The 15,099-nt window shown below is 57.2% G+C and carries 18 protein-coding genes; 11 read left to right on the top strand and 7 right to left on the bottom strand.

Annotation, left to right across the window (positions count from 1 at the left end; genetic code table 11):
* Positions 1 to 151 precede the first annotated feature (151 nt).
* Positions 152 to 2,092, bottom strand: coding sequence for an RNase E specificity factor CsrD (csrD, locus tag ENGE1_RS02515; protein ID WP_048253832.1), 1,941 nt, complete (start codon positions 2,090 to 2,092; stop codon positions 152 to 154).
* Between the two features lie 220 nt (positions 2,093 to 2,312).
* Here csrD and acuI point away from each other — a divergent pair, with 220 nt between their 5' ends.
* From acuI to fis, 11 genes are all read left to right on the top strand, one after another.
* Complete coding sequence (gene acuI / locus ENGE1_RS02510; protein ID WP_048253833.1) at positions 2,313 to 3,287, top strand: acrylyl-CoA reductase (NADPH); 975 nt, start codon at positions 2,313 to 2,315, stop codon at positions 3,285 to 3,287.
* 77 nt (positions 3,288 to 3,364) lie between these two features.
* Positions 3,365 to 4,360, top strand: a complete 996-nt coding sequence (msrP, locus tag ENGE1_RS02505) for a protein-methionine-sulfoxide reductase catalytic subunit MsrP (RefSeq protein ID WP_043080928.1) — start codon at positions 3,365 to 3,367, stop codon at positions 4,358 to 4,360.
* Positions 4,361 to 4,960 carry a protein-methionine-sulfoxide reductase heme-binding subunit MsrQ gene (gene msrQ / locus ENGE1_RS02500; protein ID WP_048253834.1) on the top strand — a complete coding sequence of 200 codons (600 nt, stop codon included), beginning with the start codon at positions 4,361 to 4,363 and terminating at the stop codon, positions 4,958 to 4,960.
* Positions 4,961 to 5,195: 235 nt separating this feature from the next.
* Entirely contained in the window at positions 5,196 to 5,648 is a 453-nt protein-coding gene (aroQ, locus tag ENGE1_RS02495) for a type II 3-dehydroquinate dehydratase (protein WP_043080930.1), read from the top strand.
* Between the two features lie 22 nt (positions 5,649 to 5,670).
* On the top strand, positions 5,671 to 6,129 hold the full coding sequence (gene accB, locus ENGE1_RS02490) for an acetyl-CoA carboxylase biotin carboxyl carrier protein (RefSeq protein WP_043080932.1): 459 nt from the start codon (positions 5,671 to 5,673) through the stop codon (positions 6,127 to 6,129).
* 10 nt (positions 6,130 to 6,139) lie between these two features.
* Positions 6,140 to 7,489 carry an acetyl-CoA carboxylase biotin carboxylase subunit gene (accC, locus tag ENGE1_RS02485; protein ID WP_043080933.1) on the top strand — a complete coding sequence of 450 codons (1,350 nt, stop codon included), beginning with the start codon at positions 6,140 to 6,142 and terminating at the stop codon, positions 7,487 to 7,489.
* A gap of 97 nt (positions 7,490 to 7,586) precedes the next feature.
* On the top strand, positions 7,587 to 7,829 hold the full coding sequence (locus ENGE1_RS02480; protein ID WP_043080935.1) for a YhdT family protein: 243 nt from the start codon (positions 7,587 to 7,589) through the stop codon (positions 7,827 to 7,829).
* Entirely contained in the window at positions 7,819 to 9,270 is a 1,452-nt protein-coding gene (gene panF, locus ENGE1_RS02475) for a sodium/pantothenate symporter (protein ID WP_048253835.1), read from the top strand. The genes ENGE1_RS02480 and panF overlap by 11 nt, the downstream gene beginning before the upstream one ends.
* Positions 9,271 to 9,282: 12 nt before the next feature.
* Positions 9,283 to 10,164, top strand: a complete 882-nt coding sequence (gene prmA / locus ENGE1_RS02470) for a 50S ribosomal protein L11 methyltransferase (RefSeq protein ID WP_043080937.1) — start codon at positions 9,283 to 9,285, stop codon at positions 10,162 to 10,164.
* Between the two features lie 367 nt (positions 10,165 to 10,531).
* A complete protein-coding gene (gene dusB, locus ENGE1_RS02465) occupies positions 10,532 to 11,497 on the top strand; it encodes a tRNA dihydrouridine synthase DusB (RefSeq protein WP_043080939.1) in 966 nt (321 codons plus the stop codon).
* Between the two features lie 25 nt (positions 11,498 to 11,522).
* Positions 11,523 to 11,819: a DNA-binding transcriptional regulator Fis gene (gene fis / locus ENGE1_RS02460; RefSeq protein WP_000462905.1), complete on the top strand. Its 297-nt coding sequence runs from the start codon at positions 11,523 to 11,525 to the stop codon at positions 11,817 to 11,819.
* Between the two features lie 166 nt (positions 11,820 to 11,985).
* Here fis and ENGE1_RS27870 read toward each other — a convergent pair whose 3' ends face one another.
* The 6 genes from ENGE1_RS27870 to ENGE1_RS02435 all read right to left on the bottom strand — a co-directional run.
* Positions 11,986 to 12,258 (bottom strand): excisionase, encoded by a 273-nt coding sequence (locus ENGE1_RS27870; protein WP_174543323.1) that lies wholly within the window; start codon positions 12,256 to 12,258, stop codon positions 11,986 to 11,988.
* A gap of 28 nt (positions 12,259 to 12,286) precedes the next feature.
* Positions 12,287 to 12,478, bottom strand: a complete 192-nt coding sequence (locus tag ENGE1_RS02455; protein ID WP_048253836.1) for a hypothetical protein — start codon at positions 12,476 to 12,478, stop codon at positions 12,287 to 12,289.
* Positions 12,479 to 12,480: 2 nt separating this feature from the next.
* On the bottom strand, positions 12,481 to 14,142 hold the full coding sequence (locus tag ENGE1_RS02450; protein WP_048253837.1) for a terminase large subunit: 1,662 nt from the start codon (positions 14,140 to 14,142) through the stop codon (positions 12,481 to 12,483).
* On the bottom strand, positions 14,126 to 14,482 hold the full coding sequence (locus ENGE1_RS02445; RefSeq protein ID WP_048253838.1) for a phage terminase small subunit P27 family: 357 nt from the start codon (positions 14,480 to 14,482) through the stop codon (positions 14,126 to 14,128). The genes ENGE1_RS02450 and ENGE1_RS02445 overlap by 17 nt, the downstream gene beginning before the upstream one ends.
* A gap of 128 nt (positions 14,483 to 14,610) precedes the next feature.
* Positions 14,611 to 14,763: a hypothetical protein gene (locus ENGE1_RS28780; protein ID WP_162268877.1), complete on the bottom strand. Its 153-nt coding sequence runs from the start codon at positions 14,761 to 14,763 to the stop codon at positions 14,611 to 14,613.
* Positions 14,756 to 15,099 (bottom strand): HNH endonuclease signature motif containing protein (locus ENGE1_RS02435; protein ID WP_064360539.1); only part of this gene is annotated, 344 nt, incomplete at its 5' end. The genes ENGE1_RS28780 and ENGE1_RS02435, both read right to left, overlap by 8 nt.

Below are 15,099 nucleotides of genomic sequence, written 5' to 3'. Positions count from 1 at the left end.
CGCCGTCAGAGCCGCAGCACTCCTCGCCGACATTGCAGCTGACTTAAAGGACGAACACTGGCTTTTCCTGAAACATTTCGGCAGGTCGCCCGCGCGGACCACCGAAGCAATAGCGCGCGTTATTCTACGTGAAATCACGCTAAACGGCAGACTAAACAGAGTATCTTTGCGAATATTTTTTCACGCTGGTATCAAGCGGCTGAACAGGCGCAAAAAATACCCCCTGACCGCCTAATACGCCGCACTCTCTTAGTACCTGCCACTCGCTGCGGCTGCAGATGCCGGTGGCATAAACCTGGGTGGATGTTCCTTTGCAGGCTTCAACCAGGCTCTGCACCAGCAGCTGATTCTCGCTACGCTTCTCTATATTACGCACCAGGCTCTGATGGAGCTTAATCACTTCAACCGACAGCTCCTTGATCCAGCTGGTGCCCACGAGGGTCAATCCGGCCTGAATAACCACCACTCTGGCGCCTAATGCCGTGATCAAACGCACCACGGGCTGTAACCGGCTGATATGTTGACAAACATCCGCCTCTGCAAGTTCAAAAATAATCCGCTTTCTCTGCGATTTTTCACACTGCATCAGCGTATCCCGCAGCCAGCGCTGGAAACGGGGGCGAATAAGCGAGGCGACGGTTACCTGCATGGCGAGGTTTTCTTCCGGCCAGAACGACAGGAAAGGCAGCAGGCGGGTGATCTGCAGGCGGTCATACTCTTCGGCGCGGCCAAACTCGATAACCATCGGCATGTACTCGGCGGCCGCCACCTCTTCTTTACCGTCGTACATGCGGCACATCAGTTCCCGGTGGTGCACGCGGCCATCGTACTGCAGGGCCGGTTTTTGATAAAAGCGCGGACCGCCGCGGGTAAGCATCTCTTCAATCAGCGTGCGCCAGCGCACGTTGCCCCTGCCCTTCTCCGGCAGGGTGTCGTCATACACCGCCCAGCTGTTGCTGCCCTGCAGCACCGCGTTGCGCACCGCCGCCTCAGCGTGATCCATCACCTGGGTGGTGGTTTGCCCGCTGCGCCAGCTGCAGATACCGATATGCATGATGTCGTCGCGGTCGAGAATTTTGGTCGGCGGCAGGGTGTTGACCGCCTTCAGCAGCAGCCCGGCAATGCTGTCCGCCTCTTTCAGCGTGCGGTGCGGCAGCAGCACCGCAAAGTCGCTGCGGTGATAGCGCGCCAGCAGCGCGCCGGGATAGCGCATCATAAAAGTGGAGAGCATATTAATGAAGGTGTGGAAATGCTCTTCCGCGGCGGCGCGCCCCCAGTTGTCGCGCAGCAGGTCAAATTCCGGCACGCGGATCAGCATCACGATGCCGTAAGAACCGACTTTGTCGGGGTCTTCAAGCTGGGTCGCCAGCTGATTATCAAAGAACAGCCGGTTACTGAGCCCGGTTTTATTATCCTGAGCGGCATAGGAGCGGATCAGGGTATCCATGCGGCTGCGCTGCTCGCCGGCAAACTGAATTTCCGCCAGCAGCGCGTCGAGGGCACTGCTGGCAAGCGCCGGCCATTCATGCACCGACCCGCGCACCTGATTGCCCCGCTCGCCGTTGAGAATGCGCGTCGAGCGCCGCTCCAGCAGCTCCTGCCCGGAGAGCTGATTGCGCAACCAGCGCACGGCAAAGAAGATAGTCAGCACCATAAAGGCGATAGCAAAGGTCAGCGGCGCGGTTGTCAGCAGGGAGTCGAAGTCGTTAACCACCGGATCGAGATAGCGCAGTTGAATGGTCATGCCGGGGTTGCGCATCGACGGCACGCTGAGTTCGCGAAAGCGATAGCTGCTGCCCATCGGCTGATAGCTGCTGTTGCGCGCGTGGCTGAAGATGATTTTACCGTCGATGACGCACTGAATACGCACAATATCAACGGGAACCATGATCTCATCCAGCTGCTGATCGAGCTGCCTGAAGGGCGTTGTAATGAGACGGGAGTCGATAATGGTCGCCACGGCGCGCACGCGGGAGTCGATCTTTTGCTGAATGCCGTTATAGAAACTGAGTGAACAGCCGATAAGCGTGACAAAGATAGTCAGGCCGATGAGCAGCGTCACAAAAGCGGAAAATTTCGTCGTTAATCGCATCCTTGTATTAACTCCGTAAGTCAAAAACAGCCCGACTGACCGGACACCCGCTTTCGCCTGATCGAGTCAGTGAGCACCAACTCGCGTTCCAGCATGGCCCCTGCATACTACCAGAGTAAACGCATCTGGCAATTTATTGCGTCAAATCGGTGCCACACTTAAGTAAACGAGTATAGTCTTCAGAAAATTTTTTCCAATCACTGAGCCCCGAGGAGGGATTATGCAGGCGTTAATCTTAGAGCAGCAGGATGAGAAGACTCTCGCATCCGTACGCAACATTGAGGATAGCCAGCTGCCGCAGGGCGACGTCACGGTCGATATCGCCTGGTCAAGCCTCAACTATAAGGATGCTCTCGCCATCACCGGGAAAGGCAAAATCATTCGCAACTTCCCGATGGTGCCGGGGATTGATTTCGCCGGCACCGTGCACAGCAGTGAAGATCCGCGTTTCCACGCCGGGCAGCAGGTGATCCTCACCGGCTGGGGCGTCGGTGAAAATCACTGGGGCGGCCTGGCGCAGCGTGCGCGGGTAAAAGGCGACTGGCTGGTGCCTCAGCCGACGGGACTTGATGGCCGTCAGGCGATGATTTTAGGCACCGCGGGCTTTACCGCCATGCTGTGCGTGATGGCGCTGGCGGATGCGGGGATCCGCCCGCACGATGGCGAGGTAGTGGTCACCGGCGCCAGCGGCGGCGTCGGCAGTACGGCGGTCGCGCTGCTGCACGCGCTGGGCTATCAGGTCGTAGCCGTGTCCGGGCGCGAGAGCACCCACGACTACCTGCGCAGCCTCGGCGCCAGCCGGATTCTCAGCCGCAGCGAATTTGCCGAAACCCGCCCGCTGGAGAAACAGCTGTGGGCCGGCGCCGTCGATACCGTGGGCGATAAGGTGCTGGCGAAAGTGCTGGCGCAGATGAACTACGGCGGCTGCGTAGCGGCCTGCGGTCTGGCCGGCGGCTTTGCGCTGCCGACCACCGTGATGCCGTTTATTTTGCGCAACGTCCGCCTGCAGGGCGTTGACTCGGTAATGACCCCGCCGGCGCGCCGGGCGGAAGCGTGGCGACGCCTGGCCGAGCTGCTGCCTGCCGATTTCTACCAGCAGGCCGCCACCGAGATAAGTCTCGCGCAGGCGCCGGAATTTGCCCAGCGGATCATTAATAATGACGTGCAGGGCCGCACGCTGGTGAAAATCGCTTAACCTTCAAATTTTCGTGACATATTCGCGATAACCCGCCGCCTCCGTCATGATTAACAAAAACCATCACGGAGGTGGCTATGCTCCCGAAAAAATTAACCGAAGCCGACGTAACGGCCGAGTCGGCCTTCATGCTCAGGCGCCGCCAGGTGCTGAAGCTGCTCGGCATCGGCGCAGCCGGATTCTCAACCGCACCGCAGGCCGACCTGCTTGACTGGTTCAAGGGCAACGACCGCCCGCCGGCGCCCTCCGGCAAGCCGCTCGACTTTTCCCGTCCGCCGCAGTGGCAGCCCGCCCTGGCGAAGACGCCGGAAGATAAAGTCACCGGCTACAACAACTTCTATGAGTTTGGTCTGGATAAGGCCGACCCGGCTGCCAACGCCGGTAGCCTGAAAACCGATCCCTGGACGCTGAAAATCGGCGGCGAAGTCAATAAACCGCTGACCCTCGATCATGACGATCTGACGAAACGCTTCGGGCTTGAGGAGCGCATCTACCGCATGCGCTGCGTCGAGGCGTGGTCAATGGTGGTGCCGTGGATCGGCTTTCCGCTGCACAAACTGCTGGCGCAGGCCGATCCGACTGGCAATGCCAAATACGTGGCCTTCGAAACGCTCTACGCTCCCGAGATCATGCCGGGACAAAAGGATCGCTTTATCGGCGGCGGGCTGAAGTATCCCTACGTCGAGGGACTGCGCCTCGATGAGGCGATGCATCCGCTGACGCTGCTGACCGTCGGCGTCTACGGCAAGGCGCTGCCGCCGCAGAACGGCGCGCCGGTGCGCCTGACGGTACCGTGGAAATACGGCTTTAAGGGCATCAAGTCCATCGTCAGCATCACCCTCACCCGCGAGCGGCCGCCGACCACGTGGAACCTCGCGGCGCCCGATGAGTACGGGTTTTACGCCAACGTCAATCCGCACGTCGATCATCCCCGCTGGTCGCAGGCCAGCGAGCGCTTTATCGGCGCCGGCGGGGTGCTGGACGTTAAGCGCCAGCCGACGCTGCTGTTTAACGGCTACGCCGACGAGGTCGCCTCCTTATACCGGGGCCTTAATCTGCGGGAGAATTTCTGAGTGCGCCTGACCGTGAAGCAGATAACCTGGCTCAAGGCCGGGCTGCATCTTGCCGCTTTCTTACCGCTGGTTTGGCTGTTCTGGGCCGGGCATCAGGGCTATTTCAGCGCCGATCCGGCGAAGGATATCCAGCATTTTACCGGTAGGATGGCTCTGAAACTTCTGCTCGCCACCTTGCTGGTCGCCCCGCTGGCGCGCTACGCTAAGCAGCCTTTATTAATACGCACCCGGCGAATGCTGGGGCTGTGGTGCTTTGCCTGGGCCACGCTGCACCTCATCAGCTACGCGCTGCTTGAGCTGGGCATTCACAATTTGGGACTGCTGGGTCAGGAGGTGGTCACTCGCCCCTATCTGACGCTGGGACTCATCTGCTGGGTTATTCTGCTGGCGCTGGCGGCGACCTCTTTTCAGCGCGCGCAGCGAAAGCTGGGCCCGCGCTGGCAAAAGCTGCATAATTTCGTCTATCTGGTCGCTATCCTCGCGCCGATCCACTATCTGTGGTCAGTGAAGATAGTGTCACCCCAGCCGCTGCTGTACGCCGCGGCCGCGATTATATTGCTAGGCTGCCGCTGGAAGAAGTTCCGCCAGTGGTGGCGATAATTGCCGATAATGTGCTGTTAGCCGCAGAACTCGCCCTCTTCAGAGGGCTTTTTCATTTTTGAGTTGATAATCTTCCCTGATAAGACCAGTATTTAGCTGCCAAATGCAACGAAATCGTTATAATGTGCGACTTTGGTTTTCCGGACAGTGCTTTTTTAACCACTGAAAAGATGACAATCGCGTATCGAAGGTATATTTTGTTTTTCGCCTGAGAGTTGCAGGAGATAGCAGCACAATGACCAGTAAGTTTCGCATTTTGCTTTTGAACGGCCCGAACCTGAACATGCTCGGCACCCGTGAGCCAGAGAAGTATGGCACCCTGACGTTAGCCGAAATTGTTAACGGTTTAACCGCCGAGGCCAGCGCTCTGAATGCGTCCCTGGAGCATCTGCAGTCGAATGCCGAGCACGCCATCATTGACCGTATTCATCAGGCTAAAGACAGCATTGACTATATCCTGATCAATCCGGCCGCGTTCACGCACACAAGCGTAGCGATCCGTGATGCCCTGCTGGCGGTGAGTATCCCGTTCATCGAGATACATCTGAGCAACGTGCACGCCCGCGAGCCGTTCCGCCACCATTCATATCTCTCTGATATTGCTGCCGGCGTCATCTGTGGCTTAGGCGCCGATGGTTATACATACGCTTTACAGACAGCGGTAAAACGCCTGTCACAATCACACTAAACAAAGAGTACGGAACCCACTCATGGATATTCGTAAGATTAAAAAACTGATCGAGCTGGTTGAAGAATCAGGTATCTCCGAACTGGAAATTTCTGAAGGTGAAGAGTCTGTACGCATCAGCCGCACCGCGGCGAATGCGGGCTTCCCGGTAATGCAGCAGGCTTACGCCGCCCCAATGGCAGCCCCACAGGCCGCGCCTGCACCGGCAGCCGCTGCACCGGAAGCGCCGGCAAAAGCAGAATTCAGTGGCCACATCGTACGCTCCCCAATGGTTGGTACGTTCTACCGCACTCCGAGCCCGGACGCGAAAGCCTTCATCGAAGTAGGCCAGAAAGTGAACGCGGGCGATACCCTGTGCATCGTCGAAGCGATGAAAATGATGAACCAGATCGAAGCTGACAAATCAGGTACCGTGAAGGCAATCCTGGTAGAAAGCGGTCAGCCGGTAGAATTTGACGAGCCGCTGGTCGTCATCGAATAACGAGGCGAACATGCTGGATAAAATTGTTATCGCCAACCGCGGCGAGATCGCATTGCGTATTCTTCGTGCCTGCAAAGAGCTCGGCATTAAGACCGTTGCCGTGCACTCCACCGCGGATCGCGACCTGAAGCACGTCCTGATGGCGGATGAGACGGTCTGTATTGGCCCGGCTCCGTCCGTAAAAAGCTATCTGAACATCCCGGCAATCATCAGCGCCGCTGAGATCACCGGCGCCGTCGCCATTCACCCCGGCTACGGCTTCCTGTCCGAGAACGCCAACTTCGCCGAGCAGGTTGAGCAGTCCGGCTTTATCTTCATCGGTCCGAAAGCCGACACCATTCGCCTGATGGGCGATAAAGTGTCCGCGATCACTGCGATGAAAAAAGCGGGCGTGCCGACCGTACCGGGCTCTGACGGCCCGCTGGGCGACGACATGGATAAGAACCGCGCCCACGCCAAGCGTATCGGCTATCCGGTGATTATCAAAGCCTCCGGCGGCGGCGGCGGTCGCGGTATGCGCGTGGTGCGCAGCGACGCCGAGCTGGCGCAGTCCATCTCCATGACCAAAGCGGAGGCGAAAGCCGCCTTCAACAATGACATGGTCTACATGGAGAAATACCTGGAGAATCCTCGCCATATCGAGATCCAGGTGCTGGCCGACGGTCAGGGTAACGCTATCTATCTGGCAGAGCGCGACTGCTCCATGCAGCGCCGCCACCAGAAGGTCGTTGAAGAAGCGCCGGCGCCGGGCATTACCCCGGAGCTGCGCCGCTTCATCGGCGAACGCTGCGCGAAAGCCTGCGTGGACATCGGCTATCGCGGCGCGGGTACCTTCGAGTTCCTGTTCGAAAACGGCGAGTTCTACTTCATTGAGATGAACACCCGTATCCAGGTTGAGCATCCGGTTACCGAGATGATCACCGGCGTTGACCTGATCAAAGAGCAGCTGCGCATTGCTGCCGGTCAGCCGCTGTCCATCAAGCAGGAAGAAGTGCAGGTGCGCGGTCATGCGGTCGAGTGCCGTATCAATGCCGAAGATCCGAACACCTTCCTGCCGAGCCCGGGTAAAATCACCCGCTTCCACGCGCCGGGCGGTTTTGGCGTGCGCTGGGAATCTCATATCTACGCCGGCTACACCGTACCGCCGTACTATGACTCGATGATCGGCAAGCTCATCTGCTACGGTGAAAACCGCGACGTGGCTATCTCGCGCATGAAGATTGCCCTGCAGGAACTTATCATCGACGGCATCAAGACCAACGTCGATCTGCAGATGCGTATTATGACCGACGAAAACTTCCAGCAGGGTGGCACCAATATCCACTACCTGGAGAAAAAGCTCGGTCTGCAGGAGAAGTAATCCCGCAGCGTGCAACAAGGCCGGATTTTCCGGCCTTTTTCTTTTTTGCCTTTCTGCTAGTACAATCCCCCGATTTCCTTTTACCCCCGGGACCCTTATGGACAAACGTTTTATCCAGGCCCACAAAGAAGCCCGCTGGGCGTTATGGCTTACTTTGCTCTATCTTGCCGCCTGGTTGGCGAGTGCTTACATCCCCAATTCACTGCAGGGATTCACCGGCCTGCCGCACTGGTTTGAAATGGCCTGCCTGCTGACGCCGCTGCTGTTTATTCTGCTCTGCTGGGCGATGGTGCGCTTCGTGTTCCGGGATATGTCGCTGGAGGATGATGATGCAGTCTGACGTGATCCTGCCGCTCATTGCCTATCTGCTGCTGGTGTTCGGCCTGTCGCTGTATGCGATGCGCAAGCGCGCGAGCGGCGGCTTCCTTAATGAATACTTTCTCGGCGGCCGCTCCATGGGCGGTTTCGTGCTGGCGATGACTCTGACCGCCACCTACATCAGCGCCAGCTCTTTTATTGGCGGTCCGGGCGCGGCGTACAAATATGGGCTTGGCTGGGTGCTGCTGGCGATGATCCAGCTGCCCGCTGTCTGGCTATCGCTCGGGGTGCTGGGCAAGAAATTTGCCATTCTGGCCAGGCGCTATAATGCGGTCACGCTCAACGATATGCTGCTGGCCCGCTACCGCAGCCGGGCGCTGGTCTGGCTGGCGAGCCTGAGCCTGCTCATCGCTTTTATCGGCGCGATGGCCGTGCAGTTTATCGGCGGCGCGCGCCTGCTGGAGACCGCCGCCGGGATCCCCTATGAAACCGGCCTGCTGCTCTTCGGCATCACCATCGCTCTGTATACCGCTTTCGGCGGCTTCCGCGCCAGCGTGCTTAACGATGCCCTGCAGGGGCTGGTGATGCTGGTCGGTACTCTGGTGCTGCTGGCAGGCGTCATTCACGCCGCCGGCGGGCTGGGCCACGCGGTGCAGACGCTGGCGCAGATAGATCCAAAGCTTGTTGCAGCGCAGGGGGCCGATGATATTCTCTCTCCAACCTTTATGACCTCTTTCTGGATACTGGTTTGCTTCGGGGTGATTGGCCTGCCCCATACTGCCGTGCGCTGCATCTCCTACAAGGACAGCAAAGCCGTGCATCGCGGCATTATTATTGGCACTATCGTGGTCGCCCTGCTGATGCTGGGCATGCATCTGGCGGGGGCGCTTGGCCGGGCGGTTATCCCCGACCTCACCGTACCGGACCTGGTGATCCCGACCCTGATGGTGAAAGTGCTGCCGCCGTTCGCCGCCGGGATCTTTCTCGCCGCGCCGATGGCCGCGATTATGTCCACCATCAATGCGCAGCTGCTGCAGAGTTCCGCTACCCTCATTAAAGACCTGTATCTGGATCTGCGCCCTGAACAGCTGCACAACGAAACGCGGCTGAAGCGGATGTCCACTGTTATCACGCTGCTGCTGGGGGCGCTGCTGCTGCTCGCCGCCTGGCGGCCGCCGGAGATGATAATCTGGCTCAATCTGCTGGCCTTCGGCGGCCTTGAGGCCGTGTTTCTGTGGCCGCTGGTGCTGGGGCTCTACTGGGAGCGCGCCAACGCCGCCGGGGCGCTGAGCGCGATGATCGTCGGCGGCGTGCTGTACGCCGTACTGGCGACGCTGAAAATCCAGTACCTGGGCTTTCATCCGATCGTGCCGTCGCTGCTGTTAAGTTTACTGGCCTTTGTCATCGGCAACCGCTTTGGTCGCCCGGTGGCGGAGGCTCCGAATATCACCGTTAATCATTAAAAGAGTTTTGCCATGCCGTGGATCCAACTGAAACTGAACGCCTCCGGCGCCAACGCCGAGACGCTGAGCGATGCCCTGATGGAAGCAGGCGCCGTCTCCATTACCTTCCAGGACACGCACGATACGCCGGTCTTTGAGCCGCTGCCGGGCGAAACGCGCCTGTGGGGCGATACCGACGTTATCGGCCTGTTCGATGCCGAAACCGACATGAACGAGGTCGTGGCCATCCTCGAACAGCATCCCCTGCTGGGCAGCGGCTTTGCCCATAAGATAGAGCAGCTTGAGGATAAAGACTGGGAGCGCGAGTGGATGGATAACTTCCACCCGATGCGTTTCGGCGATCGTCTGTGGATCTGCCCGAGCTGGCGCGACGTGCCGGATGAGAACGCGGTTAACGTGATGCTCGATCCTGGCCTGGCCTTCGGTACCGGCACCCACCCCACCACCTCCCTGTGCCTGCAGTGGCTCGACGGCCTCGATCTGGCGGGCAAGACAGTGATCGACTTCGGCTGCGGCTCGGGCATTCTGGCGATCGCCGCCCTCAAGCTTGGCGCGGCCCACGCTATCGGGATCGACATCGATCCGCAGGCGATCCAGGCCAGCCGCGATAACGCCGAGCGCAACGGCGTATCCGACCGCCTGTCGCTCTATCTGCCCCAGGACCAGCCTGACGCGATGAAAGCCGACGTTGTGGTCGCCAATATCCTCGCCGGTCCCCTGCGCGAGCTGGCGCCGCTGATTAGCGTCCTGCCGGTAGAGGGCGGCCTGCTGGGCCTCTCCGGGATTCTGGCGAGTCAGGCCGATAGCGTCTGCGAAGCCTACGCCGCGCTTTTTGACCTCGATCCGGTGGTTGAGAAAGAGGAGTGGTGCCGCATCACCGGTACTCGCCGCTAAGATAAACGTGCTGAGGGTCATAAAATGAGCAATCCGGACCCTCAGCGCCTGCATCAGGCGGCCGGGCCAAAATGAGACCCAGCTCGCAATATGCGGCATAAAATGCTGAAAAAATCGCCGTTTAATCCCTTTTCTGCTTCAGCAGTTGCCAGAAAAAACGAGAAGTTACTCAAAATTGTATCTGTAGATAAATTCTGCGAATTTACTCAACCATATGATTTTAAATAAAATAAAAATAGCGAGTCTGTCGGGACAGGCGATTCATTGATCTACAACAGAGGATTGCTCAAAGTTTGGCCTTTCATATCGCGTAAAAAATGCGTAATATACGCCGCCTTGCAGTCACAGTATGGTCATTTCTTAACTCATGCGCATCGGACACCACCAGCTCAGAAATCGCCTGATCGCAGCGCCCATGGCCGGCATCACCGACAGGCCATTTCGGACACTGTGCTATGAGATGGGAGCCGGTTTAACCGTTTCCGAGATGATGTCCTCCAACCCGCAGGTCTGGGAGAGCGACAAGTCCCGTTTGCGGATGGTGCACGTTGATGAGCCGGGAATTCGCACGGTGCAGATAGCCGGAAGCGACCCCGAAGAGATGGCGGCAGCCGCGCGTATTAACGTCGAAAGCGGTGCCCAGATTATTGATATCAATATGGGCTGCCCGGCAAAAAAGGTGAATCGCAAGCTTGCAGGCTCAGCCCTCTTGCAGTACCCGGATCTGGTGAAGTCGATCCTTATCGGGGTCGTTAACGCAGTGGACGTTCCTGTTACTCTCAAGATTCGCACGGGCTGGGCGCCGGAACACCGTAACTGTGTAGAGATTGCCAAACTGGCTGAAGACTGTGGCATCCAGGCTCTGACTATTCACGGACGCACCCGCGCCTGCTTGTTTAACGGAGACGCTGAATACGACAGCATTCGGGCAGTTAAGCAGACAGTTTCCATTCCGATTATCGCGAATGGTGACATTACTGACCCGCTTAAAGCCAGAGCTGTGCTCGACTATACGGGGGCTGATGCCCTGATGATAGGCCGCGCAGCTCAGGGAAGACCCTGGATCTTTCGGGAAATCCAGCATTATCTGGACACTGGGGAGCTGCTTCCGCCGCTGCCGCTGGCAGAGGTGAAGCGCTTACTTTGCGCGCACGTTCGTGAGTTGCATGATTTTTACGGTCAGGCAAAGGGGTATCGAATCGCGCGCAAGCACGTCTCCTGGTATCTCCAGGAACATGCACCAGATGACCAGTTTCGGCGCACATTCAACGCCATTGAGGATGCCAGCGAACAGCTGGAGGCGTTGGAGGCATACTTCGAAAATTTTGCGTAAACAGAAATAAAGAGCTGACAGAACTATGTTCGAACAACGCGTAAATTCTGACGTACTGACCGTTTCTACCGTTAACTCTCAGGACCAGGTAACTCAAAAACCTCTGCGTGACTCGGTAAAACAGGCACTGAAGAACTATTTTGCTCAACTGAATGGTCAGGATGTGAATGACCTCTATGAGCTGGTACTGGCTGAAGTAGAACAGCCCCTGTTGGACATGGTGATGCAATACACCCGCGGTAACCAGACCCGCGCTGCCCTGATGATGGGTATCAACCGTGGCACCCTGCGTAAGAAACTGAAAAAATACGGCATGAACTGATACTAGTCAGTTATGTTGTTGATAAAAAGGCGCTAACCGGCATGGGGAAGCGCCTTTTTTAATATTGTTTATACAGATGTTTATACATCGTGCCGTGAACAAAGAAAAAAGCACCAGAACAAAGGTGCTTTACAGATGGCTCCGCTCTCACTTTATGGCAGAGGTTTCAGCGCTTCCTTTTCCCTTTACCAACTGGAGACGGTTCATCTAAGGCTTTCCAGTTTATCCCCAACTCTTCATCTGTTAAGGGTATGGCGTGAGTTCTAACCCACTGGTTAACCTCCGTTAAATCAATCCATGAATCCTTCTCGCCGGGTATTTTTATAACGTGAGTACCCTGTCGCCATATCCCGGACTTTACCCTGTTTTTAATTTTTTCCGCTGTTTCGCCTGTCATCAGGCAATAAGCAGCCAAAGGAATGCACTCAAGTCCACTCATGATCTACAGCACCTCCATGAAATCAGTATTAACGTCTGCGCCGCTCGGGTTTCTTCCACTGATAGGATGGGGCCTCCATGCGCTGGCGATGTCGCTGTTTAGCTGCCAGCACCGAAGCTGTTTTAATGCGAATTAGCAATCTATCCTGCCCGTTAAGCTCATGTCCCAACTGGCGAGACATTTCGTCGATCACTGCCTCAATTTTCTTCTGCTTGAGCATATTTAAATCCCGATGAAGTCGGCAAGTCGCTGCTTATGGCTGTCGCTCATATCAAATGCAAAATCCTCGTGCTCAGCCTGGAAGGTTCCGAACGCCATCAGCGCAGATACCGCCGGGTCTATCTTGTTTGAGGATTTCTTCTTGTTGGGCTTGATGTTTGCGTTGGCGTCAGACTCCATCACCACGTTACCTACTGCCCAGGACAGAACAGGATCGCCGCGGTGGCGCACCACCTTGCGGTTAACGAACACCTCAAAGGACTTCGCTACCGGACTGAACTTGAGATAGGTTTGCGGGAACGGCTCAACATCAAGTCCTGCCCCCTGCAGCTGGGTACGCAGATGCGTGGCGTTCCACGTATCGAAGCCCACCAGCCGGATATTGAAGGTTTCAGCATCGCGCAGGATATCGTCACGAATGCGGTCATAGTCGATACAGTCGCCGGGTGTGGTGCGTATCCAGCCCGCTTTCACCCACTGGCGGTAGATGGCGCGGTTTTTGTTGGCGACGTTAAGCAGCTGCGCTTCCGGTAGATAGTGGCGGGTCAGCAGGCGAATTTCTCTGTCGAACGGGAAAGCGTAGCTCACGCTGGTAATATCGCTGGTTGATGACAGGTCAAACCCGGCGTAGCACTCCATTCCGGCCAGTTCTTCTTCGGTGTATTCATCCTTGCAGGCATCCCATGCCCCGGCACCCATCCACGGCGTGGAGCCCTGGCACCAGATATTGAAACGCTTGGTCAGCATTTCCACCCACTGCGATGGTATGCCCCGCGCTTTCTGGATAGTGGATTCCAGTTTCGCCGCGTCAACGGAAACATTCAGATTAGGGTTAGCCTTTATCCAAGCCTCCGGCTGATCAACCTCGCTTTCATCGTCCAGCTCATAGATGAGAACGAACAGCGAATCGTTAACATCCTCCCCGGATAGAATCTGGCAGCAGTAGTCATAATGCTGCTTACAGGCAGAGACAACGTTACTCCCGGCGGTAGTGATGGCGAACAAAATCGCTTCAGGTCGTGCGCCCATACCCAGCTCAAGGGCGGAGTAAACGCCGTTATCTGGGTGGAGGTGGTACTCATCGACAATCGCCAGGCTGGGATTAGTCCCTTCGATGGTGGCCGCCTTCGCCGCCAGCGGCTTTAACAGGCTGTTGCTCTTTGGGTAAATGACCTTGTGCGCCTGAATATTGACACGCTTCTTCAGCGGTTTTGACAGCAGGCACATCTGGCGGGCATCGTCGAACACGATTCTGGCCTGATCCCGACTCACCGCCGCCGTGTAAATATCCTGCTGGCCCTTCTCCATTACCAGAAACCAGTTAGCCAGCATGGCGGCCACGGTAGATTTGGCGTTCTTTCGCGGCACCTCGATAAAGGCACTGCTGTACTTCCGGCGGCCTGATTCCCTGACTTTAAAGCCCAGCAGATTAGCAAAGGCGAACTGCTGCCACGGCTCCAGCTCGATTGACTGACCCCGTAGCGGGCCCTTGACGTGCGGGCAGAGCCGGGAGAACGCGATAAACCGCTCTACGGTCGCCGTATCGAACTCATAACGGGGGTCATTCAGGTCTGAAAAGTACCTTTCCACGGCCTGTTTTACGCGCTTACAGGCCGGAATTTCACCCGTTTTTATCGCATTTGCGTAATCATCCCAGACGGTCAAGCTCGTCCTCCTCTTCCGTTTCTACCGGATTACGGCGGCGGCTTACCGGATCAAATCCCAGCAGCGACGACATTTTAATCATGATTTTTTCAGCGTCAGCCTTTGCACTCAGCGCCGGGTTTCTGCTCTCGCCGCCCTGGCTGTTCACAATACTGAATCCCCGCGTGGCAAGGTCTTCCACTGATTTGCGGTACATCGAATAGTTGACGCAAAAAAGCTCCAGGTGATTCCAGTCGGCAGGCGTCAGATCACCGCGCTCCGCCAACTGCTTCGCTTTTGCTTTCCACTGCTGCGCCGCAATTTCATCAAGGTAAGCGGGCGGTTTTGGTGGTCTTGCCATAACTTACTGTTTTCCTGTTCGTTTTATTTTCAAAAAAAATGCCGTGCGTAAAAATATGAGGAGGGGGGCGGTGCCTGGCACCTTGAGTTTTGTCCTGAAAACCTCCCCCACCCCGTCCATGCGGCCTGTCAGCGGTTGCGGAAGCATTCCCGCAGCTCCCGGTCACGCTCACTCACGCGCTTCACTGGCTGGCGCTCAGTGCGTCTGTCTCGGCCCTGCATGAAACCATCACGGCAGCGCATCAATGATCGGTACAGATTCACCACGTCTTTCTCATTCATTGCTGGCCTCATACATCCAGTCATTGCGATGGGCCGCGCGTTCTTCCTGCTCCCGGTACAGCCCTGCTTTGCGCTTCGCTTTGGTGCCGGGGTCTTGTTGCGTGGTCTTCTGGTTGTGGTGGGACTGGCATAACGGCTGGTGATTCCACTCAGGCCAGAACAGAACATCATCGCCGCCGTCGATAGGGATGATGTGATCGACAACCTTTGCAGGAACGTAGAGGCCCAGCTTCTGGCACTCGACACACAGGGGGTGACGTTTCAGATACTGAGCACGGTACTTCTCCCATGATGCTGAGTAACCACGGGCGCGACGGTGGCCGCGTCTGGAATCGA

The organism is Pluralibacter gergoviae ATCC 33028 = NBRC 105706 (assembly GCF_001598855.1).
In the GTDB taxonomy this organism is placed as follows: Bacteria; Pseudomonadota; Gammaproteobacteria; order Enterobacterales; family Enterobacteriaceae; genus Pluralibacter; species Pluralibacter gergoviae.
This window is presented reverse-complemented; position numbering and strand designations above follow the sequence as displayed.